This is a genomic window from Acinetobacter sp. ANC_7504, from assembly GCF_056779995.1.
In genome coordinates this window covers 61,009-86,041 of the sequence record NZ_JBWYIZ010000012.1, presented here as the reverse complement: position 1 = coordinate 86,041, position 25,033 = coordinate 61,009, and the positions used below count along the sequence as shown (strand labels likewise).

Below are 25,033 nucleotides of genomic sequence, written 5' to 3'. Positions count from 1 at the left end.
TTTCTAAGATCAATCGCTTCTTGTACAAGACCTGCTGCAGCATCAATCGCATCATCACGACCATTGCCATCTTCATCATTGACAGGCGGTAAAGTGATATCAACGAGATCATCTAAGCGTGCATCCAGCGCGTCTTTGTCTGCTCCTTCTGGAAGTACATCAACTTTCGCTTGTGCATCTTCTTTAGCAGTAAGCGCATCATCACGTGCTTGAGTCAGCTCAGCAAGTTCTGTTGGGGTGATTAAACCATCTGATTCGGCATCTGCTAGTGCTTGCTCTGCCTCAGCATATGCTGCTTCAGCCGCCTCTACTGCCTCTGTTGCTTCTTCAAGTGTAATATCTTCGCCGTCTGGTACGCCATCACCATCTGCATCATTGACTTCAGGTAAGTCAATATTTACAAGAGCATCTAGACGATCTTGTAAACCATCTTTAATCGCTCCATTTGGCAATACATTTACCTTATCTTGAGCAACTTCTTTTGCATCAAGTGCAGCCTGTACTTTCTGTTCAAGAATACTGAGTTCAAGCGGGTTAATTAAGCCATCTTTTTGAGCCAAAGCTAAATTATTAAGAGCTTCAGCATATTTAGCTTCAGCTTCTTCTACAGCTGACTGCGCTTCCTGAATCGCTTCTGGTAAGCCATCTACAATGCCATCACCATCTGCGTCATTTACTTCAGGCAAACTTATGTCAGTCAGATCATCTAATCGATTTTGAAAGGCATCTTTCTGTTCCTGAACAGATTCAGGTAGAGCATTTACTTTACTTTGAGCAGTTGACTTAGCAATTTGTGCCTGCTCTAAAGCATTCTGTAAAGCATTAAGCTCTGTTGGATTAATTAATCCATCACGATTTGCAACAGTTAAAGCATTTTCAGCAGCTGCATACTTTGCTTCAGCCTCCGCAACAGCCAACTCTGCTTCAATGAGTGCTTCAGCGATATCATCTACGATACCATCATCATTTTCATCATTAATTTCAGGTAGGATGATATCCACTAAATCTTCAAGACGTTCCTGCAAAGCATCTTTTTGAGATTGAACTGATTCTGGTAATAAATTTGTTTTAGTTTCTGCTAAGGCTTTGGCACTCTCGAAAGCCTCTTTAGCTTGATCTAATTCCGCTCTTTCAGCAGGTGTAATCAGGCCGTTTTCATTCTTCTCTAAAATTAAATCTTTTAATGCTTCGTACGCTTGTTCAGCATTGGCTACAGCTTCTTCAGCATCTAGTAAAGCTTGCTCGAGATCGTCTGGTACACCATCACCATTTTGATCATTAATTGCTGGCAACGCTTCATCAACCAAATCATCTAGTCGATCTTGTAAATCAGATTTTGCCTCGCCATCTACCAAGTTATCGACTTTATCTTGAGCAGCATCTTTAGCATTCTTAGCATCTTGTAATGCTTCCTCTAATTCAGCTTTTTCCTCGGGAGTAATTAACCCATCATTTAATTTATCTTCAATCAAATCTTTAAGATCTTGATAAGCTTTCTCTGCATCATTAACCAGCTGTTTTGCTTGTTCTAATTCATCGTTAATTGGTGGTTCTGGTTCCGGCGATACAGAATTAGATTTTTTATCTGAATCACTCATATTATCTGCAATAGCAACTACTCCAGCAGCTAATCCCCCTGCAATTAACCATGGAGTTAACCCTGTCAAAGCTGTACTTGAGTTTCCAGCGATAAGTGCTGAAATATCATCAATTGGATAATATTTAATAGTCGAAGCTATTTCATTGGCAGCATCTGTGAACTCAACCCAATAAAGCTGACCATTGTCATTAAATAAAATATTATGACTATTTAAGGGATCGTCAAAATAACTTTCTACAACTAATTGTTCGCCATTTTTAAAATTAATAACTAAAGAATTTCCTTCTTTCTGAAAGTTTAAGACCTCTTCGATTGATGCATCAATTTTCACAATTGAGTTCTGGTTTAATACGATTTTATTAGCAGTAGTCTTTTCTAAAACCGCCCCATCGTTTTTTGATAATATTTCTAAATTTTTCATGACGTCACCCAGTATTATTAAGATATTCTTTAACCCTCTATTTTTTTAACAGATAGAAAATCAAAGTAAACGTCATAAAATGTCAGTCAAAATTTAACTAAATTAACAAATTTTTGTATTTACTCTTAATTCTTTATAAATATTTACAAGTATATGTTTTAAAAAGAAATAATATTTAGTGTTTTGTTCACCAACAAATTACATTTGTTTGATTCATATCACAAATATAATAAATATTGTAAACATATTCTCGCTTATTAAATTTTAAGAGACTTTATAATTAATACAAAATTACTATAGTTTTTATTTAAAATTACAAAATAAAACCTCATGCAACATAAGTTTAATATCTGAAATATAAATATTATTGTTAATTATCAACAATTTAATTTTATAAATTTAAATATATTTCATAAAAATCATAAGCTTACCAGTTAATTTAAATTTAGATCATAATTAAGATTATTTGATATATTTTTATACAATTTCAATTTTGTTTTGATAAAAAAAAACATTGTCTAATTTTTCTTCATCATATTTTTAATTTTTCTCCAATAAAATTTAAAATGAATTATATTTTTAGCTTCATTTTTAATAATTAAATTAAACTTAGTAATAAATTTTGGATCAAAAAAAGACCGAGATTTAAATCTCGGTCTTTTAGATTCATTGATATTTTAGTTTGGAATTCTTAAAACCTGTCCAGGGAAAATATCATCAGCATTTTTAAGTAATGGTCGGTTTGCTTCAAAAATTTTGTTGTACTGATTTGCATCACCATAAAACTCTTTAGAAATTTTTGAAAGATTATCCCCTGATTTTACTGTATAGAATTTACTTTCAGGCTCTGGAGATGAAACAGTAAGTTGGTCATCGACTTGAGCAACATGATCAATATTTCCCACAGCCAAGATGATCTTTTCACGATCTGCTTGAGTTTGCACTTGTCCTTTTACAGTCGCTAAATCACTGCTTGCATTATAAGTTACAGACAGTCCTGTTACTGGTAAGCCAAGTGATTTAATATGCCCCAATAATTTATTCGCAACTTCTTGAGCAGATGGCTCTGCTGGCGTTGCTGGTGTAGCTTGTTGCTCAGCTGGTGCGGTATTCTTTTTCCCAATACCTTTCACAAAATCAAAAAGACCCATTGTTATTCTCCTATTGTTATTTCAGTTTGGTGATCAAATAATTTAGATCCCTTAATTTTTATACAGAAGAACTATACCTAACGCCGTTATCTTTCTTAAACTTAAGGTAACTTAATGTAATATTGCAATTTAATCCTTAATAAAAAAAGCCACCATAAAGGTAGCTTTTAAGTTCGAAAAGAACTGAATCTGATGATTAAGCTAATTTCTTAGTTACATAATCGATAGCAGATTGAACAGTTGTAATTTCGTTAGAGTCTTCATCAGGAATAGTAATGTCGAAATCATTTTCGAAAGACATTACAAGCTCAACTAGATCTAGAGAGTCAGCACCTAAGTCATCCATGAAAGATGCTTCGTTTTTAATCTCTTCAGCTTTTAAGCCAAGTTGTTCAGCTACTGCTTGTTTGATACGTTGTTCGATATCGCTCACAGGAATTCTCCTCATTGCTTGTGGCGGCGTATAATGCCTATAGTTTAATTGAATCTTGATATATTTGAAAGTTTATACATCGCATTACGCCATGTATAAACCGCCATTCACGTGTAATACCGTACCAGTAATGTAACTTGCTTTATCAGAAGCAAGGAAACTTACTGCATTTGCGATATCTTGAGGCTGACCAAAACGGTTCAATGCCACTTGATCACTCATTTTTTTCTGAATTTCATCACTTAACTGTTCAGTCATCTCAGTTGCAATAAATCCAGGCGCGATACTATTGACAGTAATTTGACGACTGCCCATTTCTTTAGCCAAACTGCGGCTAAAAGCTTCAATCCCAGCCTTCGCAGCGGAATAATTTGCTTGACCTGGATTTGCAAAATGCGCAACGACAGAACTAATATTGATAATTCGTCCAAATCTCGCTTTCGTCATACCTTTCAATACACGTTTAGAGAGACGGAATACTGCTTTAAGGTGAATATTTTGGATATCATCCCAATCATCTTCAGACATACGAAGCAGTAGATTATCTTTTGTGATACCTGCATTATTCACAAGAACAAGTACAGGGCCAAAACTTTGTTCAATATCTGTAATGAGTGCATCAATTGCAGCTCCATCACGAACATCAAGTACTTTTCCTGCACCATGTTCAGCAAATTGTGTAGATAATTTTTTAGCACCAGACTCAGATGTAGCTGTTCCTACGACAAAAAAACCATCTTCGATCAGCTGTTGTGCAATCGCAGCACCAATACCACGGCTTGCACCTGTCACTAACGCGACTTTACGTTCCTGCGTCATGCAATTTTCCCTTCTGCAACTAATACAGTATTTAAAGCATCTTCTAAACGAGATTTAGTATCTAAAGGCAATGCTTTTTCAACATGTTCTAAACGTTTTGCTAAATTTGTTAATACATTCCCAGGACCACATTCAACAACATAGCTCACATCTTGATCAGCCAATACTTGAAGTGTTTTAGTCCATTGGACAGACTCATAAAGTTGTGATGTCAACGCTGTACGCAATTCATCAACACTGTCAGCCACTTGTGCATTGACATTTTGAATCACTGGAATGCGAGGTAATTGAATATCAACATCTGCTAAAGCTTTGGCAAACTCTGCTGCCGCTGGCTTCATTAATGAACAATGTGATGGTACTGATACTGGTAACGTAATTGCTTTTGCACCTTGCTCTTTTACCAAAGCCATTAACGCTTCAACTCGTGCAGTATCACCTGCCACCACAACTTGACCCTGTGCATTATAGTTTGCAGCATCCACCGAACCCTCACCTTGAGCGGTGACTTGAGCACACAGTTCTACAACCTTAGCATCATCAAGACCAAGAATCGCAGCCATAGCACCTTGGCCCTGTGGAACAGCATCTTGCATCAACTTACCGCGTAAGTTCACCAATTTAACTGCATCTTTTAAGCTTAAAGATTCTGCAGCAACCAACGCACTGTATTCACCTAGTGAATGTCCCGCTAAATATTTAGGAACGACACCACCAAGCTCTAGCCATACACGCCATAAAGCAATACTTGCTGTGAGCAGTACTGGTTGTGTAAATTCAGTTTGGTTTAACCCTTCACCACTTTGCGCAATGTGCCATAAATCAAAGCCGAGTGCTTCAGAAGCTTCAGCAAACGTTTCTTGCACACTACTAAACTGTTCTGCAAGCTCCGCTAACATTCCTGCTTTTTGAGAACCCTGTCCAGGAAAAACAAATGCAGTTTTGGTCGCAAGAACGGCTTGCTCGAGGCGTTTAGCAGACATATAAAAATCCTTTATTCAGAGCTTTGACTATTCAATTTTGATTCATTTCGATCATCTTGAACATCAAACTCAAGTCTTAACTGATTTGATGGAGCGAAATTTATCATTAAAAAAAAGCTTTGGTAATTGCCAAATACAACAAAAAATAGAAATAAAAAAAGGGAGCTTACGCTCCCATTTTTTCTACTAAGCTTGACGCTTAATACATCACCAATTATTCAGCATCAGCTGCTTTAGCGAATAATTGGCGACCACGGTAGACACCATCTTTAGTTACGTGGTGACGACGGTGAGTTTCACCAGTCGTTTGGTCTACTGTTAATGCATTCTCGGTTAAAGCGTCATGTGAACGGCGCATGTCACGGCGAGAGCGACTTTTACGGTTTTGCTGAACGGCCATGATGGCTCCTTACAAAGATCGAAAAAATGGATCAGAACAAATTCGATTGTCTTATACCTAAGAGTATAACACAAAAATTAGTTAAGTTTACCCTTCAAAGCTGCCAAAACACCAAACGGATTATCTCGTTTTTCTTCAACAACTTCTTCTTGGGCAGGTTGATGCTTATGCTCACAAGACTCATGTCTTGGTGACAAAGGAATCAACAATAACAATTCATCTTCTATGAGAGAAAGTAAATCAGCGGTTGCAGGTGCATCAAATGAACCTTTTGTCGTTGCTTCACTCTCACCTAAGACGATGAAATCAGCATCCTCATCCAAGCGCTCTATCAGTGACTCATCATCGACTAAAGCCAGATGAAAGTCCAATTCGAGAGGTAATTCAACAGTATCCAAACAACGTTGGCATTCCATTGGAACCTTCGTTTCAACACTACCATCAAGCCAAACGATACGATGATACGCATCCATTGATAGCTTACAGTCTATGTTGATCAATTGATTATCAATTGACCCAACAGCTTCACGGGATATACGAACAAAGCGCGACAATGGCAGTGTACCTGACCATGTGAAGCCCTGTTCAGCCCATTTAAACGGCTCAATCTGTGCCGGAAAGGTATTTGCTGACATAATTAAGGCGGCAATTCTACAAATTCATAAGTACTCTGTCAAAGATTAAGATACAATTTTGCACTTATTCAGACAGATCATTTGGGTTAATCAAGTCATGCATCAGTTGCAGCCGCAACCTGAAGTCACAACTTCATTACAGTTACACTATCCTTCGACCTCAAATTTGACCGATCACTTAGACCGCGTGCAACTCGCACCTTGGGTAAATCTGCAAACAGAAGCTCAACAGGTAGACTGGCTTATCTTACACTTTAATCATTGGTTTTCCCACTTAAATGTCACATTAGTCAAAGGCGACTTTGAACCTGAATACTTCCCTGCCTCAGACCAACAACCCGCTCGCATCCAATTCGCACATGGATTTTTCAATAGTGCTTTACATGAAATAAGTCATTGGACAATCGCAGGAGATCATCGTCGCACTCTTCCTGATCTTGGCTACTGGTATGCACCAGATGGTCGAACCGCTGAACAACAAGCCCTATTTGAACAAGTCGAAATTAAACCTCAAGCAATAGAATGGATGTTTGCCACAGCCTTTGGTCGAAAATTCCGCGTTTCTCTGGACAATTTAACGGGTGAAGGTGGTGATGGACAGTCTTTTAAAGACAATGTTTATGCTCAAGTACAGCGCTATTTTTCAGGTGACGCTCAGCTTCCAAGAGATGCTCAACACTTTATTCAGTGCATCTGTAAGTGTCTCAGAAGTGGCAAAACATTACATTTGGATGAATTTTCTCGTGCATCGCTAGATTAAGTCTAGTAAATATATATTCATGACATTGAAGTGAATGTCTATGCACGCAATAATACGAAAAAATAATCAGGAGAAAATAAAATGCTTCATTTAAGAGTACATCCTGACAATCCACAATCTCGACTTATTACTCAAGCAGTAGAAAGAATACGTGCAGGCGATGTCGTGGTTTATCCAACAGATGCGGCCTATGCCATCGGATGCCAAATTGGTAATAAGCAAGCAATGGAACGAATTGCTCAAATCCGTGATCTTGGTGCTAAGCATCAATATGCGATCTTATGTGCGGATCTCTCAGATATTGCAACGTATGCAAAAGTGGATAATGCAACTTATCGTCTGCTTAAAAATAATACACCTGCGATTACCACCTTTATTTTGCAAGCGACAAGTGAAGTCCCTCGTCGCTTGATGCACCCCAAAAAGAAAACCATTGGTTTACGTGTACCGAGCAACCCAGTCTGTCAAATGCTTCTTAAAGAGCTGGGTGAGCCTTTACTCACCAGCACCCTGATTCTTCCAGGTCAAACTGAGCCTTTGGATGATCCATATGAAATAGAACAACAATTAAGTAAAAGAATTGATGTTTTTATTGATAGTGGACTTGGCACATTAACAACAACAAGTATTGTTGATCTCTCAGGAAGTCAACCTGAAATTATCCGCCGTGGCGTGGGTGATGTGAGTGCTTTTGAGTAAAATGCCTCACCATTCATCTCGCTTTATTTAATTTACGCTGATTTTTCTTTATAAATTACTTGGAGGGTCTTTATTTGTTGACCCTCTTGCGTAAAGTTGCTTGGTTCAAGCCAAGCTAAATAACTTTCTTTTAAAGTCAGCCACTCTTCATCCAACATTGAAAACCAAAGCGTGTTTCGGTTTCTTCCCTTGACCACTTTATGTTGTCTAAACATTCCTTCATATTGAAAACCGAATCGTAGCGCGGCTTTTTTGGAAGCTAAGTTCAACTCATGACACTTCCACTCTATACGCCTAAATCCTAAAGTAAAACACTCATTCAACAGTAAAAATAATACTTCTGTAGCAGCTCTAGACCGTTTTAAATCTGCTGAGAAGTATACATTCCCAATTTCAACCACTCCATCATCCAACCCGATATTCATCAATGCGATCCACCCCACTGGTTTTTTCGCTATGCGAATAACATAATAAATATTCCCTTGTGTACCAAATTGCGATGAGAGTTTATATGACAAATCTTCAATCGAAGTTGGCGCATCGTAAGGCAAATAGGTAAAGCTTGAAATAAACTCATCTGTAATCTTGAGTGGGAATAGATCTCTTGCAAGCTCTTCAATATTTTGAATTAAATTTAAGGGATATAAATTTACATACGTTCCACTCAACGCTTTGAATGAGTCTATAGGGTGAGTATATGAGTGAACTTTTATACCTACACTTTGTTCATATACATTTTGTTCTACTTTTTGAAAATTATTCATACTCTTTTACTTCTCGTCGAATACACGCTAACAATGAATACCAGTTTACATTTATTAGTTAAAACACTAAATATATCTATATAACCTTAAAAAATACTACCTATTTATTTCAAATTTTTTATCGTAAAACTGCGGATAAAGATATATTCAGCACTCGATTTAATTTAGAATACCCATATTGTTTTTATGCTATTCGAATCACTGTCCTTTTACTGATTTCGATATGTGATCTCCTGAATCGCCCAACATGCTTTTGAAAATTCGCGTGGCTAATAATTGTAATGACTCAAGCTATCCATAATCCCATGGACGCACTTCCACACATCCGTGTTTTAGATGAGTGGCAAGATACGATTCCTGAAGATTTATATATACCGCCTGCAGCATTCGAAATTCTATTAGAACATTTCGAAGGACCACTCGACTTTTTAATTTACCTCATCCAAAAAAACGGTTTCGATCTACTTCAGCTCGATATAGCTCCGATTGCAACGCAATATTTGTCATATATTGACAGTATGAAGTCACTCAATATTGAGTTAACCGCAGATTATATGGTGATGGCGGCATTATTAGCAGATTTAAAATCACGCTTACTGCTTCCTAAACCTAAATCAATTCAAATTGAAAAAGATCCAAAACAAGAATTAATAGATCGCTTAGAGACATATTTAAGGATCAAGCAAGCTGCTGAGCGTCTCGGTCAAATGCCAATTTTAGACCGTGATACTTTTCTACCCAACGTTAGTCTTGGACAAATTAATACAGTAAATGAAGGTTATGAAGCCTCTCTTCTGCGCGATGCAATGTTTTGTATTTTTAATCGCCCAGAGCCTGTTACACACCAGATTACTCAAGAACCTGTTTTGCTTGAAGAACGTATTGCCTATATTGAACAGATGACAAAATCAGGTGAAGTTTTGAAATTTGATCAACTTTTAAAACCAAGTCAAGGCCGTATGGGGTTAGTGGTGACGTTTATGGCAATATTAGAGCTAACACGTCAGCAAAAAGTTCAAATTATTGCATCAGGTATTGAAGCCCCGCTGGCAATTCAAGGGCTGATGATATGACCATTGATCAATCAAACTCCTTTCAAGTTGATGAGTTACACCACGAAGTGCTCATGCAGCTCGAAGCTATTATTTTTGCCAGTGAAGCGCCTGTTTCTATTGCACGCTTGAAAGAGGCATTTCAAAACCAATTTTCCAAACAACAACTGCGCGCATATTTGCAACAGCTTGCAGTGTTACAACACGGTCGTTCAATTGAGCTGACTGAAACAGCTCAAGGTTTTCGCTTTCAAGTTCGTGCTAAGTATCGACAAGTGATTGCACAAACTTGGCCAGAACGTCCAACTAAATTATCACCATCATTGTTAGAAACTCTAGCAGTGATTGCTTATCATCAGCCCGTTACCCGAGCCGATATTGAGCAAATTCGAGGAGTCACGAATAACAGTCAGCAACTCAGAACGTTATTCGATTGGAACTGGATTAAAGAGTCTGGTTTCCGGGAACTTCCAGGAAGACCCGCGTTGTTGGTTACAACGCCACAATTTTTAAATGCTTTTGGTTTAAGTGATTTAAATCAACTGCCTCCCCTACAGGATGCCAAGGAAGCTTTTATGGCATTGGATGCTCACGCACCCAAGTCGTAAATAGGTGAACTGTTGATGATTATTTCTAAGGTTATGCTGTTATGAGTGAAAAATTGCAAAAGGTATTGGCACGTGTAGGTTTGGGCTCTCGCCGCTATATGGAAGAAGTCATTGCTGCCGGTCGTGTTAGTGTCAACGGTCAAGTTGCTCAAGTAGGTGAACGTATCGAACCAACCGATGAGCTTCGTATCGATGGTCGTAAAGTACAGTTCCAAATTGAAGATGAAATCCGTCGTCGTGTATTGATTTACTACAAACCTGAAGGTGAAATCTGTTCACGTAACGACCCTGAAAATCGCCCAACTGTATTTGATCAATTACCATCAATTCCGGGTGATCGTTGGGTCATGGTTGGTCGTTTAGATATCAACTCAACAGGATTATTACTTTTCACAAACGATGGCGAGCTTGCAAACCGCTTAATGCATCCATCTAGTGAAATTGAACGCGAATACGCTGTACGTGTGATGGGTGAAGTGACCCCTCAACTGAAAAAGAACATGACAGATGGTGTCATGCTCGATGATGGTCCAGCAAAATTTGAGTCATTCTCTGAAATTGGTGGTGAAGGGATTAACCGTTGGTATCAAGTGGTTGTAAAAGAAGGACGTAACCGTGAAGTACGCCGCATCTTTGAATCACAAGGCTTGAAAGTCAGCCGTCTATTACGTACACGTTATGGTACAGTCATTCTGCCACGAGAATTACGTACAGGTCGTTGGATTGAACTTGATAAAAATGACATTGATAACTTAACTAAGTCTGTTGAGCTCAAACCACGTCAAGGTACTGGTCTTTACGGTATGGCGAAACGCCGCAATGAACGTATGCAAGAGAAACCACTTGCAGCACGTCGTGGTGGTTATTTACGCCAACAACGCCGTGACGAAGGCGAGCATCAAGAACCACGCCGTGACTTCCGTCAAGGTGGTGCTGATCAAAGCCGCAGTGATAATCGATTTAACAATCGCGCACCGCGTCAAGAAGGCTCAGAAAACCGTTTCAATGCACGTGCGCCACGTCAAGAAGGCTTTGAGAATCGATTCAACAATCGTGCCCCTCGCACTGAAAATCAGGATTTCCGCAATAAGCGTCCTGAAAACAAAGGTGAAGTAAACGGCAATTCTGTTGATTACAAACCACGTAATGAAAATAAATTTGGTCAACGCAAACCTTTTGGTATTAACAAAGGCTTTAAGAAGTTCTAATTTTTTAAATCCCTAAAAAAACCGCTCAATAGAGCGGTTTTTTTCATTTATTCAATAAAAGGAATATCAATCCATTTAGCAGATGGAAAATGTTGCGATAAATACTTTTTTAAGTAGGCAGATGTATCACGTGAAATAAGCTCATCGTCAGATTCAGCATTCAAATTATATGCTAGAGCATATAACTCAAGCCCACGATGCTTCAGTGCCTCTAAGCTCAACAAAGTATGGTTGATGCTTCCCAAACGCCCCGAACTCACCAAAATTATGGGATATTTTTTATCCACTAAATAATCAATGGTTAAATATTGTGTTGTTAGAGGGACCATCAAGCCACCCGCCCCTTCAAGCAAAACAACTTCATATGAAGAGGACAACTGTTGAGTCGCTTGTTCAATTTTAGCGAAATCAATACTTCGCCCATCTATACGTGTCGCTAAGTGAGGCGATGCAGGATAACTGAAAATTTCAGGCATAGTGAGTTTTTGAGTATCTTCCTCTAACCAACCACATCCCATAATTTCACGATGTTTTTCAATATCTTCAGAAACATCCACATTACCCGTTTGAATTAATTTCTGAGTAATGACATTCCGCCCTTGTTCACGCCAAATTTTTGCCAAATAACCAGTGACGTATGTTTTTCCAATTCCAGTATCAATACCGCTCACAAAGTAGATTTGAGCACTCATGACTTACTCCGTGCGATAAAAAATATAGGGTGATACGTTAAAGGATAGACAAGATTCTCTTGCTCATCAGTCGCAATAAATTGTCGGTAACCTAGATAAAACTGATTCAAACTTTGCTTCGTCCAACGAAACCCCTGTGAGGTTGCCGTCACACCTGTGGCCTGTAAATGTTTTAGGACCAATTTTGGGTGCGCGAAGTGTAATTGAGCCAATTGTTGTTCACAGTGCATCACTTCAAATCCGTTCTGCTCTAGTAAGCTTTTAATTTGGCTTTGATCAAAATATTTTAATCCTTGTCCAGTTAAGGATTTAATTTCTTTTAAGTTCTGAGGCCCATAAGTTGAAAAGCAAAAATAACCATTGGGCTTTAAAGCCGAATAAATTTTCTGTATCAATCTTTCAAACTCAGACATCCACTGTAATGCAGAGCTTGAGGCACATAAATCAAGGTCTTTGGGTAACTCAATTTTTTCGACATCACCAATACGCCACTCGACAGGCTGATGATGACTGATGGTATGCTCAACATCAGCATATAAATCATTCAAAATGACTTGATCCATTTTAAAATGATGAAACATCTCTTGAGTTAGATTTCCAGTTCCACATCCAATTTCAAATACTTTAGCAAGCTCAGAAGATGAAACATAAAGACGCATCAGCTCGCTTAAATGCTTCGCTACATTTTGTTGAATACGTGCCTGATCTGCATAAGTCCAATGCGATTTTGCAAATCGAGTAGCAATCATTTCTTTTTGAATAAATTTGTTCAACATAGAGTCATTCATAATTGTTCTTTCAACCGCTCCAATTCATCTTGATTCAGCTGAGAATTCATACAAATTCTCAGGCGTGAACTTCCTTGTGGAACCGTTGGTGGCCGAACCGGCAAAATATAAAAACCAGATTGTTGTAATTGTTGTGCGCGCTCAAGTGCACGCTGAGAATCACCTAAAATTAAAGGAATAATCTGCGAGCTTGAAGGACATTCGTAACCTTGCTCAAGAATATATTGACGCAGTTGCAGACTCAAATCACTTAAATGAGCACGTTGCTCCTGCATTTTTTTCATTTTATTCCAAATAAAATGCGTCCAAGCCATGTTGATGGGTGGTTGTGCGGTACTAAAAATCAAAGAGCGCATTTTGTTGATTAAATAATCTTTTAAGATTGGATGACACACAATGTATCCACCAACAGATGCGAGTGCTTTCCCAAATGTTCCGACCAAGAAATCGATATCATCTATGACAGCATATTGTTCAGCGCAACCGAGTCCTTGCTTCCCCCGAACACCAATAGCATGTGCTTCATCTACATATAACATGATTTTACTGAACTGATATTTCAGACTCACCAACGCAGTTAAATCAGTTTCATCACCATCCATACTAAAAATTGATTCAGTTACCACAATGATTCTTTGATAAAAGGGATCATCATGATATTGCTCGATCAATTGCTTTAAATGAAGCAGATCATTATGTCGATAACGTATCAGCTTCGCTTTACTTAAGCGAATCCCATCAATCATGCTGGCGTGAATCAATTTATCCGAAAGAATTAAAGTTTGACTATCAGCAATCGCAGGCAGAATACCAATATTCATGTGATAGCCACTGTTGAATAACAGAACTGCCCTTTGATTGAATGATTGACTCATGTCATATTCAAATTGCTCATATTCAGGATAATTTCCTGTGAGTAACCTTGAAGATGAAGAGCTCATTCTTTTTGAATCTGCTGAACAGTGATCAAAAAATGCTTCTCTTATTTGTAGATCTGACGCAATCCCTAAATAATCATTACTCGATAGATTCAACATTCTTTGTTGCTGAAGCTCAACCCATTTTCCATGCTGAACGATGGATTTAAACTGCCGAAAATTTCCAGTTTGTTTTAATGAGTCTAACTGCTCTGCGTAGTGGTCCAACAGATTCATCTCATTTCCTCTGCAAGTTCCATCACAACACTCACCAACTGCGTTAGTAACTCAGTAAGTTCGACATCTGAAATCACAAAAGGTGGCATGACATAAACTAATTTTCCAAAAGGACGAATCCACACGCCTCGTTCTACGAAACGCTGTTGCAGCGTTTTCATATCAACATTTTGTTTAAGCTCAACAACACCGATAGCACCGAGCACACGAACATCTTGAATATGCGCTTGATCATCTAATCTATGTAAATAATGTTTTAGAATTTGCTCTATTCTTTGAATATTGGACTGCCAATCTTGTGACAATAAAAGCTCAGTACTCTTTAAGGCGACAGCACAAGCCAAGGGGTTCGCCATAAATGTAGGTCCATGCATAAATACGCCAGCTTCACCAGAGCTGATCACTTCAGAGACATGTCGTGTGGTCAGTGTTGCAGATAAAGTCATATACCCACCGGTCAGCGCCTTACCAATACACATGATGTCTGGTTCAACTTGAGCGTGTTCCCAAGCAAATAATTTACCTGTTCGCCCAAACCCCGTGGCAATTTCATCAAATATCATTAACACCTGATATTGATCGCATAGCCTCTTGGCTTCGCGTAAATATTCAGGATGATAGAAACGCATGCCTCCAGCACCTTGCACAATCGGCTCAATAATCATGGCAGCGATAGTGGCATGATGGTTTTTTAAAGTTTCTGCCAATACAAGAATATCTGCTGGATTCCAATCTTCATCAAATCGAGTCTGCGGTGCAGGAACAAAATAACGAGAAGGTAAACTAGAACCAAAGACCTGATGCATCCCAGTAACTGGATCACATACTGACATTGCATTCCATGTATCACCATGGTAACCAGAACGCGTCGTGATAAAACTGGTTTTATCTTTCTTATTTTGTGCGGTCCAATATTGAACTGCCATCTTTAGTGCGACTTCAACAGCGACAGAACCTGAGTCCGCATAGAATATTTTATCTAATTGAGGTGGTGTAATTTTTAATAATGCCTTCCCTAATTCAATCGCAGGATCATGAGTAAGCCCACCAAACATAATGTGTGACATGTGCTGCAATTGATCCCACACAGCTTGATTAAGTTGAGGATGGTTATATCCGTGAATGGCACACCACCAAGATGACATACCATCAATGAGTTGACGGCCATCTTCAAGTTCAATCATCACCCCTGTAGCCTTTTTTACTTTATATGTCGGCAGTGGGTTTAACATCGAAGTATAAGGGTGCCATAAGTGTGCTAAATCGAATTCGTCAACCATCCTGGAAGAATTTCCTTATTAATCTAAACAGAGCATAACGCGAATTATTTTTGTTATGAATTGCCTGATTAGACAATATTCATCAGGATTTCTCATTCTTTCTTAGATATTGAACGATTTTGTCACTTAGTTGTGTAGCTCTAAAAATTGAAAAGCAGTGAGAGCCTGGGATAATTTCGAATTTAAAAAACTTTGCATCTATCTTTCGGATATTATCTAGAACTTTGTTACTAACTAATCCATCATCATCAGCAAATACATGTAATTGTTTTCCGACATAATTTTTCAATATCTCAACAGTATTAAGATGATATAGTAAATCCAAGCCCTGCTTTTTTAAATCTAGCTCTTCACTCGTAATTGAATTTTGCAAAGATTGCCAATCTTGTTTAGCAGTTTGGCTGCCCTGTGAGACCAGATAACAAAATCGCTTTAAAGTGGTCATGGGGTCATTTTCAAAAGATTCTCTAAAACTTTGAAAAGTAGAAAGCGGCATACCTGTAGACCAGCGTTCATTGGCAACAAAGCAAGGATTCGATGCTAAAGTAATTAACGTTTTTGCCTGACCTGAAAGCTCGAAAACCTTTTGGGTGAGCAACGTTGCTAATTGCCCGCCTAAAGACCACCCTATAATGACATCGACTTTTTTAGCTAACTCTACATGTTTAGATAATTCCACAGGATCGAGTGCATTAAAGATATTAATCAGATCGATTTGAAATCCTGCCATATCCAAAGTAGTTTTTAAGTTTTCAAGTGGTTTTGTTCCGAGTCCCCAACCGGTAATTAATAAGATTTTACTCATGATTGCCAATCCTTAGCTGATCGTTTTCGGTCAGTATATAAAGCCAAGCACAATAACTCATTGAGCAAATCATTCAATTTCACTTTGATTTTTAGATAATTATTAAAAATGATTCAATTCAGACAAAACTCAGGTATAAAAAAACCCAGCCTTGCTGGGTTTTAACTTACATTTGAGACTGAATATAGTTTTGTAAACCGATCAGTTCAATTAAGCGAAGCTGTTTTTCTAACCAATAGGTATGATCTTCTTCGGTATCCGACATTTGTTGACGCAACATATCACGTGTCACGTAATCGCCTTTTTCCTCGCAAAGCTTTACACCTTGCGCTAATTTTTCACGCACTTCGTACTCAAGCTTTAAATCTGCTTTTAAACATGAAACGACGTCTTCACCTACTTCAATATCATCACGATTCATATTCGGTGTGCCTTCTAGGAATAAGACACGGCGAATAATAGCATCAGCATGTTGTGCTTCTTCTTGCATTTCATGATCGATACGCTCAAAAATCTTAGTGAGACCCCAATCTTCATACATACGTGAATGAATGAGATATTGATCACGAGCAGCCAGTTCACCACCGATCAACATATTTAAGTAATCTACGACTTCTGGATTGCCACGCATTTCAATCACTCCATTCTTTAATAGCAACATTATGAACAATCAGAGCTTATTTTGCAAAAAATATAATGTGTAAGTTTATGATTTTTATATAATTAAAATGAGAAACATACGCATTTGCAGTTTGAATCACTTATTTTTTACTTAAAAAATAACCCCTTGCATACAGTTAAAAAAATTCGAGAGCAGTTTTAAACAAATTTTAGCTCTATTTAATTTTGTAACCAATCGAAGTGACTCTCATTACATTTGAGTTGATATTGAAAATGATCAAGGACAAATCCTTTTTTTAATTTTAGAATGAATCTATTTGACCATCAGGCAATAACAATGATGACGACTACTGCCCCGATTTTGGTGACAGGTGCAACTGGCTATATTGCTGGTTGGGTAATTAAACAATTATTAGAACAAGGATACACCGTTCACGCCACTGTACGAGACTTAACTAAAAGTTCAAGTTTTCAACATTTAGAACAAATCGCATCTCAAACTTCAGGCGCTTTAAAGTTATTTCAAGCAAATCTCTTAGAAGAAGGTTCGTTTGATGAAGCAATGAAAGACTGTGAAATTGTGATCCATATGGCGTCACCTTTTTTAGTGACTAACTTTAAAGATCCAATCACAGACTTGATTGACCCTGCACTAAAAGGTACGACCAATGTACTGAACAGTGTCAATCGTACAGATACAGTAAAACGTGTCGTTGTCACATCTAGTATTGCTTCAACTTATGGCGATGCAGTGGATATTTTGAAAACTGAGCAGAACCAGTTTGAAGAAAGCCATTGGAATACCACCAGTAGTGCCGAACACCAACCTTATTTTTACTCTAAAGTCGCAGCAGAACGCAAAGCATGGGATATGCAAAAGGCACAATCTCGTTGGGATTTAGTGTGTATCAATCCCTCATTGGTTGTTGGACCATCACTCACACCTTCTACGCAATCTGGAAGTGTTGAAGTCATTCAACAATTTGGAAATGGCATGACTTTATTTGGTGTTCCTCCAATGTGGAATGGGTTAGTCGATGTTCGAGATGTCGCTCATGCGCATATCCTAGCAGCACTTCATCCTCAAGCGCATGGCCGATATATTATTAATGCTAAAACGATGACCTTACTCGAAATGGGCAAAACGTTACGACAACATTTTGGTGGACGCTATCCTTTCCCACGAATGATTGCACCCAAGTTTTTATTTAAATTACTTGCTCCTCTGTTTGGCTATACGCGAAAATTCGTTGACTTGAATGTGGGTTACCCCATTTACTTCAATGCTGAGCGTAGTAAGCAAGAATTAGGCATGCAATATCGTGACGTTGAGACAAGTATCGTAGAACATTTTCAACAGCTACTTGACGATGGCATTATCAAAAAACGTGGTTAATATCTAATTACTCGAGAAAAAAGGGCATCTATTGATGCCCTTCGTTATGTGCAAGATACACTTAAGACTCAGGTTCAGTGAGCTGACCATGCTGAATCATAAATGCAATAAACTCAGCCTCATTCATCACCGGAATACCTAGTTTTTCTGCTTTTTCAAGTTTGGAACCCGCCTTTTCACCAGCAACCAAGCATTTCGTTTTACTGGATACACTACCACTCACACGTGCACCTACTGCCTGTAAGAGTTGAGTCGCTTCATCTCGCCCCATACTGCTTAAAGTACCAGTCACCACCCAGCTCTCACCATTTAAAGGTTGTCGAGTCGGTGCTATCGGTGCATCCCAATGAATTCCAGCCTCAATTAATCGATTTAATACTTCAATATTATGTTCAGCTTTGAAAAAGTCTAATATCCATTCTGCAGTAATATCACCTACATCAGGGGTTTTCTTCAGTGCTTCTAAATCAGCAGATTTCAGCGCATCTAAAGTCTGGAAAGTATTGGCTAACATTCGCGCCGTAGTCTCGCCTACTCCTCGAATGCCTAGTGCGTAAATAAATGCCGCTAATGTTGTCTTTTTACTACTTTCAATTGAGTCGATGAGATTTTGTACAGATTTCTCACCCATTTTTTCAATAGTCAATAATTTTTCACGATGCTCATGCAAGTGATAAATATCTGCAACATCTTTGAGGAGTTCAAGATGTAATAAAGACTCAACCCAACGATCACCCAAACCTTCGATGTCCATTGCTTTACGTGATACAAAATGACGGATCGCCTCTATACGCTGTGCCGCACAATAAAGCCCACCAGAACATCGTGCTAAAGCTTCGCCTTCAGGCATCACAACTGGAGAAGCACATACAGGACATTGTTCTGGCAATTGAATTTCAGTGGTTTCTAGAGGTCGAAATTCTGGCCAAACCTTTTCAACTTTAGGAATAACATCTCCGCTACGATAGACACTCACCGTATCTCCAACGCGCACGTCCAAGCGATGTATTTCACCAATATTATGTAAAGTCACGTTTGATACTGTGACTCCGCCAACCGATACAGGATTTAATCGCGCTACAGGCGTTAAAGTACCTGTACGCCCTACCTGCCAATCAATATTTTCAACTGTGGTTAGCGCAGCCACTGCAGGGAACTTATATGCTGTTGCCCATCGAGGTTCACGACTTAAAAAGCCTAATTGTTGTTGTTGCTTCAAATCATTGACTTTGATGACCATCCCGTCAATTTCAACTGACAGGTTTGGACGCTCCTGATTTACAGATTCATAAGCCGCTTGAACCTCTTCAATACTGTCACAAACAAAATGTTTTTCCCCAACAGCAAAGCCCAACTGTTCAAGCCAATTTAAGCTCTCTGACATCGTGCTCAGACCATGATGTGGCATGCATTGCGCAATTCCATAAGCATAGAATGCAAGTGGTCGTGATGCTGCTATGGTCGGATCAAGTTGACGCAAACTCCCTGCTGCTGCATTTCTTGGGTTAGCAAAAGTTTTCTCACCTTTGGCCTCATTTTCAGCATTTAACTTTACAAATCCAGCTTTAGGCATTAGTACTTCGCCACGAACTTCTAACAACGCTGGTGGTACACCTTGAGACATCATGAGTACTTTAGGCAAATTACGAATTGTTTTTACATTTTGGGTTATGACTTCTCCTGTTTCACCATCCCCACGTGTAACCGCTCGAATCAACACACCATGTTCATACCATAGTGAGATCGCAAGCCCATCAAATTTAAGTTCGACGTCGTATTGGATTTTCTGGTTAGGTAAACGCTCTTCAATTCTGCGTGCAAAGGCAAAAAGTTCATCCTGATTAAACACATTACCCAAAGACAACATTGGAACAGTATGTGTAATATTTTCAAACTTAGATAAAGGTTTATCACCGACTTTATTGGTCGGTGTATCCGTCTGTACTAAATCAGGATATTGTTCTTCTAAGTTTTTTAGTTGATAAAACAATTGATCATATTCACTGTCTTCAATTGTCGGCTGATCCATCACATAATAAGCATGGTTATGCCGAGCCAATAATTGAATGAGTTGGCGCATTTGCGCAACGACAGCGTTCTGATCCATATTTTCACCATATAAAAGGGCGGAAAATTCCGCCCAATAATTTCAACCTAAACAGTATAAATGACTTTACACAAATTCAGTAAGTCACCTAGGTGATTAAACAGCTTGACCTGATCTATAGTCGATCGCTTTATGGCGCCAGTGTTCTTTTAACTGCGGTGTAAATTCAAGATTATTTTCATCATAGACGGTACCATCTGTTTCACGTGCAATAAGCCCTGCAATACTCACCATACTGTCATAGCCTTTTTGAACATTATGATGCGGTAATGCTAAGAAGAATGCTAAACCTTGAACTTGTTCACCAGATAATGTTTCTAAATCGAAACCTGCAGGACCCTGATCTGTGATTCTGAGTACGGAAAACAGCAATGGGCTAACTGCATCAGGAGTTTCATAACGATGGAAACAGTTCATTTCGCCAAAGCGCAATCCATATTTCATTAACACTTTCAAAGCTTTATCACCAGAAAGTGCTTTTCGAGGGTTCGGATACATATTCAAACTAATAATGTATTCGGCATTTGCTAAAGCACTTTCATCATCAAAACGTTGCTGTTCATGTAAATGCACATCCAAGATGCTGCTTTCTTCTTCAAATTCTTTGATTTCAGCAGTTTGAATATTCGGATTTAATACAAAACTTGGCTCAACTTTTTTCGAGTCTTCAATTGTAGTTTCTACGATTGAATCTTTCGAAATAAGATCTGCACTTTGAGTGTCTGTTACACCATCAATCGACTGAGCTTTACTCTCGACTGTTTCTGTATTTTTTTCTAGTGGGTCAGTCTCAGTGCTGTCCGAGTTTTTACTGGAGTCGAGCAGAGATTTACTTTCTTTCTCTGCAAGGTCTACCGAAGTATTCAGTTGCACTGTATCTACCACTTCTACAGTTTTTTGAATATTTTCAGGCGTCTTTGTAGCATGCTGATCAGCTGTTTGATCCACTCGAGCCACATCACTCGCTTCAATGTCTTTCAAACTTGGTTCTACACGCTCAGAAGAAGCCAATGGTGCGGCTTGCGCCTGTAAAAGACTACGAACATGACGAGGAATGACGGGTTGATTACATTGTTCATTTATATGTAATTCAGCATCTAATGACGGTGCTGCATCACTCGGCTTGCGCAGGATCATAAACAACCCTATGCAACAGATCACGATTGCGATCACAATTCCGATAATGGTACTGATTTCCATATTAAGACTCCGCAGCTAAACCGTATTCTTTCGCTTCTTCTAGATCAACAGTGACTAACTTCGATGTTCCTGGCTCAGGCATTGTTACACCAAGTAAGTCAGTAGCCATCGTCATCGCAACTTTATTGTGTGTAATGTAAATGAATTGGACCTGTTCAGAAAGCTCTTTTACTAAATTACAAAAACGTCCAACATTTGCATCATCTAACGGTGCATCAACCTCATCCAATACACAAAATGGTGCTGGATTCAGTCGAAATATAGCAAAAACTAATGCTAGTGCTGTTAGTGCTTTTTCACCGCCTGATAACAATGCTAAAGAACTATTTCGCTTTCCTGGTGGTCGAGCCATTAGCTTTACACCAGATTGCCAATCATCTTCTAAACTTAAACTTGCTTCACCACCATTAAACACCTTTGGGAATAAGTTTTGCAATTCCGCATTTACTTGATCAAAGGTAGTCATGAATAGCTTTTTAGTTTCTTGATCAATGCTTTTCATCGCATCTTTTAATTGTGCGACTGTTTTTTCAAGATCTTCAATTTGATGGCTTAAATCTTCATAGCGCTTTGATACTTCTTCATACTCTTCTGAAGCTGCTAAGTTCACAGCGCCTATTTTGTCAAACTGACGCTGTGCCTGCTCTAACTGCTGTTGGTGCTGACTCAAATCAATTTTCACATTTTCTAATAATTCTGCATTAAGCTCTTTTAATTGTTCAGCATAATGTTGTAAATCAGATTTAGCCACTTGCCATGCTAAACGCTTCTCTTCTAACTGGGTTCTAAAGTGCTCATCACATTGCTGATGATTTAACCGTAGCTCCGTCAATTTTTGTTGCTTAGACTGTATTTCATTAAGCTCGACTTGCCATGAGGACCAAGTCTTTTGTAACTTTTCAGTCTGCTGCTTTTGAGCCTCATATTGGCTTTGCAAAGTGGGTAATTCTAATTGAATCGGATCCACGAAATTTTTAGCTTGTGTAATTTGAGTGATGATCTGCTTATATTGAGTTTTTAGAAAACTTGCATCTTTTTCCAACAGCTCAATTTGTTGCTGATTTTGCGTATGAGTACGGCGGTTTTTTTCTAACTCTTGTTGTTTTTTGTAAACTAAGTCCTGAAGATGCTCAACCTGATTATTCAATTCTTCAACTTGAAACTCTAAAGTTTTGTAGTGTGGAAGATTGTGCTCAATCTTGAGCATCAATGCATGTAAATCGATTTCGAGATCATCTTTTTGCATCGCATCTTCTTCAAGCTGCGCATCAAGTTGAGCAATTTGCGACTCGATGTGTAGATTTTGCGATTCAAAAGCCTGCTGAGCCATTTGCTGTTTTGCAATCTTCACTTCAAATTGGTGAGCAAGAGCTTGATGATTTTTTAACGCTTTTTGTAACTCCGTACATTCACTATTTTTTTGTTCAAGCTTTAATTGCATCTCAGCGAGTTCGAGCGTCATTGACTCATGCGCTTTCACCATTTGTGTCAACTCTGAATCAATTTCATCTAATCGAATTCGGTGGCTAAGTGCTCCTTGAGCATCTTGACTCGACTCATCAAAGTACAGACCAATCATCCAGTCAGGACCAATATGATAGCCATCCAAACTTAAAATAGACTCACCTTGTTTTAATTGAGGCTGTAATTGAAGCGCCTGCTCAAAATCTTGAGCTATCGCAACGTTTAACCATAATGAGTTTTGGGGGAAATCAATCCAGCTCGCTAATGTGGGTAAACCAAGTACAGTCCCAGATACATCTTGCTGAATAACTTTTAATTGACGGGCTGATTCGGTCTGAAATAAATCTTCACTCTTTAACGTATTCGCATGCAGCCACTTTGACAGAAATTTTTCGACCAATGCTGTAAATGGTTTCGCCTGATCTTTTAGCTTCAAAATTTGCATTAAAGGGTCATTGCTCTTCGATGCATGTCGACTGACTTTCACCACAAGCTGTTGTAATTGTTTTTGTTCAGATTTCAAAATCTGGATGTGTGAATTCAAATCTGTGCATTTACTTTTTTGCTCAGTCAATGAGATTTGATCACGTTTCAATTGAGTTTCTAATTGCTCAATTCTTTCTTCTAGACGAACGATTTCAATCTGTACATCATGTTTTTCATGCAGGAGATTGTCAATATCATCCTGTTCATACTGTGCTTGATTTTGAGATTTTTGTTCGAGCAAAGTTTGCTTTTGCTGCTCAATTCGAAGCACATTTTTAGCCAATTGATCACTCTGCGCCAACATTTGTGCACGTTGCTGTTGTTGCTTTTCAACCAATGCTTTTATTTCAGAAAATGATTTTTGCGCTTCAAGTTGCTTTGCCTTCAGCTCATTGAATTGTTGTAAATCAAGCTGTGCATTTGATTCAGTATCACTCAATGTTGTTGCTTGATGTTCTTGCTGGAGGATCAAATCTTCCAACTGAATATCAATCAGTTGCATCCGCTCTTTGGTTTGTATTTTTTGCTCTTCAAGCTGCTTTAAAGTTAAAGTATTTTGAGCAAACAATTGCTGTTTTTGATCCAAATTGGCTTGTAATTCAGCCAGTTTTTTTTCAGCTTGTTGCCATTCTTGCTGAAGTGGTGTGGATTGTTGCATTAATCGCTGAAATAACTCATTTGTTGCTGTTAAATCATGCTCAACAGTGGTGAGTTCAGAACGAACAAGCTTAAATTGCTCACCCAATTCAGTCATTTCAGTTGTATATTCTTGTTGAATTCGTTCACTTTGATGGCATTGAAATGAAAGTATCTCAACTTTCAAAGTTCGAATTTCAGTCTCTAAGGCTTTATATTGAAGTGCAGCTTCTGCTTGACGCTTTAGTGTCTTTAATTGGGATTTTAATTCAACAGCAATGTCATTTAGACGACTTAAATTTTGATGAGTATGTTCTAAATGTTGCATCGTCTCACGACGACGTGCTTGATAACGTGATACTCCAGCAGCTTCTTCGATATAAACGCGCATTTCATCTGGTTTTGCATCGACCAAACGGTTAATCATGCCTTGTTCAATAATCGCATACGAACGAGGACCTAAGCCTGTTCCTAAAAAAATATCTGTAATATCACGGCGGCGGCATTTTGTACCATTAAGAAAATATTCAGATTTACCCTCGCGATTGACTTGGCGACGTACCGCCAACTCACTATAAGCGTTATATGCTCCACCTAGTTTTCCATAGGTGTTTTCGAAGCGTAATTCTACACTCGCCATTCCCACTGGTTTACGTTTTGCTGTCCCAGTAAAAATGACATCCTGCATACTTCCACCACGTAACTGGCGTGCGCTTGACTCTCCCATCACCCATCGGATTGCATCGATGACGTTGGATTTACCACAACCATTTGGTCCCACGACTGCGGTACGGTTGGCTTTAAATTGTAAGGTGCTGCTATCCGCAAAAGATTTAAAGCCAGAGAGTTTTAAGCTGCTTAATCGCATAGT

Annotated in this window: 23 protein-coding genes; 6 read left to right on the top strand and 17 right to left on the bottom strand. The window is 38.6% G+C overall.

The window, feature by feature from the left end:
• From AC1M9F_RS12440 to AC1M9F_RS12410, 7 genes are all read right to left on the bottom strand, one after another.
• Positions 1-2,021: GA-like domain-containing protein (locus tag AC1M9F_RS12440; protein ID WP_481597913.1), on the bottom strand; the 2,021-nt coding region annotated here is incomplete at its 3' end.
• Between the two features lie 677 nt (positions 2,022-2,698).
• Entirely contained in the window at positions 2,699-3,172 is a 474-nt protein-coding gene (lysM, locus tag AC1M9F_RS12435) for a peptidoglycan-binding protein LysM (RefSeq protein WP_481590517.1), read from the bottom strand.
• Between the two features lie 196 nt (positions 3,173-3,368).
• Complete coding sequence (gene acpP / locus AC1M9F_RS12430) at positions 3,369-3,605, bottom strand: acyl carrier protein (protein WP_035269198.1); 237 nt, start codon at positions 3,603-3,605, stop codon at positions 3,369-3,371.
• Positions 3,606-3,689: 84 nt separating this feature from the next.
• Positions 3,690-4,424 carry a 3-oxoacyl-ACP reductase FabG gene (gene fabG, locus AC1M9F_RS12425; protein WP_481597912.1) on the bottom strand — a complete coding sequence of 245 codons (735 nt, stop codon included), beginning with the start codon at positions 4,422-4,424 and terminating at the stop codon, positions 3,690-3,692.
• Positions 4,421-5,407: an ACP S-malonyltransferase gene (gene fabD, locus AC1M9F_RS12420; protein ID WP_481597911.1), complete on the bottom strand. Its 987-nt coding sequence runs from the start codon at positions 5,405-5,407 to the stop codon at positions 4,421-4,423. Before fabD ends, fabG begins: the two co-directional genes overlap by 4 nt.
• A gap of 214 nt (positions 5,408-5,621) precedes the next feature.
• Positions 5,622-5,807: a 50S ribosomal protein L32 gene (rpmF, locus tag AC1M9F_RS12415; RefSeq protein WP_035269206.1), complete on the bottom strand. Its 186-nt coding sequence runs from the start codon at positions 5,805-5,807 to the stop codon at positions 5,622-5,624.
• Between the two features lie 77 nt (positions 5,808-5,884).
• Positions 5,885-6,442 carry a YceD family protein gene (locus tag AC1M9F_RS12410; protein WP_179999015.1) on the bottom strand — a complete coding sequence of 186 codons (558 nt, stop codon included), beginning with the start codon at positions 6,440-6,442 and terminating at the stop codon, positions 5,885-5,887.
• Between the two features lie 97 nt (positions 6,443-6,539).
• On the opposite strand from AC1M9F_RS12410, the gene AC1M9F_RS12405 reads away from it, so the two are divergent.
• Together AC1M9F_RS12405 and AC1M9F_RS12400 are read left to right on the top strand one after the other, a co-directional pair.
• A complete protein-coding gene (locus tag AC1M9F_RS12405) occupies positions 6,540-7,202 on the top strand; it encodes an elongation factor P hydroxylase (protein WP_180028321.1) in 663 nt (220 codons plus the stop codon).
• A gap of 81 nt (positions 7,203-7,283) precedes the next feature.
• Positions 7,284-7,901, top strand: coding sequence for an L-threonylcarbamoyladenylate synthase (locus AC1M9F_RS12400; protein WP_035269212.1), 618 nt, complete (start codon positions 7,284-7,286; stop codon positions 7,899-7,901).
• A gap of 32 nt (positions 7,902-7,933) precedes the next feature.
• On the opposite strand, the gene AC1M9F_RS12395 is transcribed toward AC1M9F_RS12400, so the two are convergent.
• Entirely contained in the window at positions 7,934-8,665 is a 732-nt protein-coding gene (locus AC1M9F_RS12395; protein ID WP_481597910.1) for a GNAT family N-acetyltransferase, read from the bottom strand.
• A gap of 281 nt (positions 8,666-8,946) precedes the next feature.
• Here AC1M9F_RS12395 and AC1M9F_RS12390 point away from each other — a divergent pair, with 281 nt between their 5' ends.
• Genes AC1M9F_RS12390 through rluB form a run of 3 tightly spaced genes read left to right on the top strand, consistent with a single transcriptional unit; the run spans position 8,947 to position 11,533 of the window.
• Positions 8,947-9,738 (top strand): segregation and condensation protein A, encoded by a 792-nt coding sequence (locus AC1M9F_RS12390; RefSeq protein WP_481597909.1) that lies wholly within the window; start codon positions 8,947-8,949, stop codon positions 9,736-9,738.
• Complete coding sequence (scpB, locus tag AC1M9F_RS12385; protein WP_035269219.1) at positions 9,735-10,325, top strand: SMC-Scp complex subunit ScpB; 591 nt, start codon at positions 9,735-9,737, stop codon at positions 10,323-10,325. The genes AC1M9F_RS12390 and scpB overlap by 4 nt, the downstream gene beginning before the upstream one ends.
• Positions 10,326-10,366: 41 nt before the next feature.
• A complete protein-coding gene (gene rluB / locus AC1M9F_RS12380) occupies positions 10,367-11,533 on the top strand; it encodes a 23S rRNA pseudouridine(2605) synthase RluB (RefSeq protein ID WP_081403293.1) in 1,167 nt (388 codons plus the stop codon).
• A gap of 47 nt (positions 11,534-11,580) precedes the next feature.
• Here the strand turns inward: rluB and bioD are convergent, their stop codons facing one another.
• The 6 genes from bioD to ftn form a co-directional block, all read right to left on the bottom strand.
• The gene (bioD, locus tag AC1M9F_RS12375) at positions 11,581-12,225 is read right to left on the bottom strand and encodes a dethiobiotin synthase (protein ID WP_092767451.1); all 645 of its coding nucleotides are present in this window, start codon (positions 12,223-12,225) and stop codon (positions 11,581-11,583) included.
• Complete coding sequence (gene bioC / locus AC1M9F_RS12370) at positions 12,222-13,013, bottom strand: malonyl-ACP O-methyltransferase BioC (RefSeq protein ID WP_481597908.1); 792 nt, start codon at positions 13,011-13,013, stop codon at positions 12,222-12,224. Before bioC ends, bioD begins: the two co-directional genes overlap by 4 nt.
• A complete protein-coding gene (locus AC1M9F_RS12365; RefSeq protein ID WP_481597907.1) occupies positions 13,010-14,167 on the bottom strand; it encodes an 8-amino-7-oxononanoate synthase in 1,158 nt (385 codons plus the stop codon). The genes bioC and AC1M9F_RS12365 overlap by 4 nt, the downstream gene beginning before the upstream one ends.
• Positions 14,164-15,447 (bottom strand): adenosylmethionine--8-amino-7-oxononanoate transaminase, encoded by a 1,284-nt coding sequence (bioA, locus tag AC1M9F_RS12360; protein WP_481597906.1) that lies wholly within the window; start codon positions 15,445-15,447, stop codon positions 14,164-14,166. The genes AC1M9F_RS12365 and bioA overlap by 4 nt, the downstream gene beginning before the upstream one ends.
• Positions 15,448-15,529: 82 nt before the next feature.
• A complete protein-coding gene (locus AC1M9F_RS12355; protein ID WP_481597917.1) occupies positions 15,530-16,255 on the bottom strand; it encodes an alpha/beta hydrolase family protein in 726 nt (241 codons plus the stop codon).
• Between the two features lie 163 nt (positions 16,256-16,418).
• Positions 16,419-16,883, bottom strand: a complete 465-nt coding sequence (gene ftn, locus AC1M9F_RS12350; protein WP_481587223.1) for a heteropolymeric bacterioferritin subunit Ftn — start codon at positions 16,881-16,883, stop codon at positions 16,419-16,421.
• Positions 16,884-17,204: 321 nt separating this feature from the next.
• Here ftn and AC1M9F_RS12345 point away from each other — a divergent pair, with 321 nt between their 5' ends.
• Positions 17,205-18,269 carry an SDR family oxidoreductase gene (locus AC1M9F_RS12345; protein ID WP_481597916.1) on the top strand — a complete coding sequence of 355 codons (1,065 nt, stop codon included), beginning with the start codon at positions 17,205-17,207 and terminating at the stop codon, positions 18,267-18,269.
• A 61-nt stretch (positions 18,270-18,330) separates the two neighbouring features.
• Here AC1M9F_RS12345 and ligA read toward each other — a convergent pair whose 3' ends face one another.
• The 3 genes from ligA to smc all read right to left on the bottom strand — a co-directional run bounded on the left by ligA (position 18,331) and on the right by smc (position 25,030).
• The gene (gene ligA, locus AC1M9F_RS12340; RefSeq protein ID WP_481597905.1) at positions 18,331-20,376 is read right to left on the bottom strand and encodes an NAD-dependent DNA ligase LigA; all 2,046 of its coding nucleotides are present in this window, start codon (positions 20,374-20,376) and stop codon (positions 18,331-18,333) included.
• 96 nt (positions 20,377-20,472) lie between these two features.
• A complete protein-coding gene (locus AC1M9F_RS12335) occupies positions 20,473-21,576 on the bottom strand; it encodes a cell division protein ZipA C-terminal FtsZ-binding domain-containing protein (protein ID WP_035269249.1) in 1,104 nt (367 codons plus the stop codon).
• A 1-nt stretch (position 21,577) separates the two neighbouring features.
• Positions 21,578-25,030: a chromosome segregation protein SMC gene (gene smc / locus AC1M9F_RS12330; protein WP_481597904.1), complete on the bottom strand. Its 3,453-nt coding sequence runs from the start codon at positions 25,028-25,030 to the stop codon at positions 21,578-21,580.
• Between the last annotated feature and the right edge of the window lie 3 nt (positions 25,031-25,033).

Excerpts from the sequence above, each read along its gene's own strand:
- lysM (WP_481590517.1), bottom strand. The coding sequence starts at position 3,172 with ATGGGTCTTTTTGATTTTGTGAAAGGTATTGGGAAAAAGAATACCGCA.
- AC1M9F_RS12400 (WP_035269212.1), top strand. The coding sequence starts at position 7,284 with ATGCTTCATTTAAGAGTACATCCTGACAATCCACAATCTCGACTTATT.
- AC1M9F_RS12410 (WP_179999015.1), bottom strand. The coding sequence starts at position 6,442 with ATGTCAGCAAATACCTTTCCGGCACAGATTGAGCCGTTTAAATGGGCT.
- bioD (WP_092767451.1), bottom strand. The coding sequence starts at position 12,225 with ATGAGTGCTCAAATCTACTTTGTGAGCGGTATTGATACTGGAATTGGA.
- fabG (WP_481597912.1), bottom strand. The coding sequence starts at position 4,424 with ATGACGCAGGAACGTAAAGTCGCGTTAGTGACAGGTGCAAGCCGTGGT.
- AC1M9F_RS12405 (WP_180028321.1), top strand. The coding sequence starts at position 6,540 with ATGCATCAGTTGCAGCCGCAACCTGAAGTCACAACTTCATTACAGTTA.
- ligA (WP_481597905.1), bottom strand. The coding sequence starts at position 20,376 with ATGGATCAGAACGCTGTCGTTGCGCAAATGCGCCAACTCATTCAATTA.
- bioA (WP_481597906.1), bottom strand. The coding sequence starts at position 15,447 with ATGGTTGACGAATTCGATTTAGCACACTTATGGCACCCTTATACTTCG.
- AC1M9F_RS12395 (WP_481597910.1), bottom strand. The coding sequence starts at position 8,665 with ATGAATAATTTTCAAAAAGTAGAACAAAATGTATATGAACAAAGTGTA.
- rluB (WP_081403293.1), top strand. The coding sequence starts at position 10,367 with ATGAGTGAAAAATTGCAAAAGGTATTGGCACGTGTAGGTTTGGGCTCT.
- AC1M9F_RS12390 (WP_481597909.1), top strand. The coding sequence starts at position 8,947 with ATGACTCAAGCTATCCATAATCCCATGGACGCACTTCCACACATCCGT.
- AC1M9F_RS12365 (WP_481597907.1), bottom strand. The coding sequence starts at position 14,167 with ATGAATCTGTTGGACCACTACGCAGAGCAGTTAGACTCATTAAAACAA.
- fabD (WP_481597911.1), bottom strand. The coding sequence starts at position 5,407 with ATGTCTGCTAAACGCCTCGAGCAAGCCGTTCTTGCGACCAAAACTGCA.
- scpB (WP_035269219.1), top strand. The coding sequence starts at position 9,735 with ATGACCATTGATCAATCAAACTCCTTTCAAGTTGATGAGTTACACCAC.
- bioC (WP_481597908.1), bottom strand. The coding sequence starts at position 13,013 with ATGAATGACTCTATGTTGAACAAATTTATTCAAAAAGAAATGATTGCT.
- AC1M9F_RS12335 (WP_035269249.1), bottom strand. The coding sequence starts at position 21,576 with ATGGAAATCAGTACCATTATCGGAATTGTGATCGCAATCGTGATCTGT.
- ftn (WP_481587223.1), bottom strand. The coding sequence starts at position 16,883 with ATGCGTGGCAATCCAGAAGTCGTAGATTACTTAAATATGTTGATCGGT.
- smc (WP_481597904.1), bottom strand. The coding sequence starts at position 25,030 with ATGCGATTAAGCAGCTTAAAACTCTCTGGCTTTAAATCTTTTGCGGAT.
- rpmF (WP_035269206.1), bottom strand. The coding sequence starts at position 5,807 with ATGGCCGTTCAGCAAAACCGTAAAAGTCGCTCTCGCCGTGACATGCGC.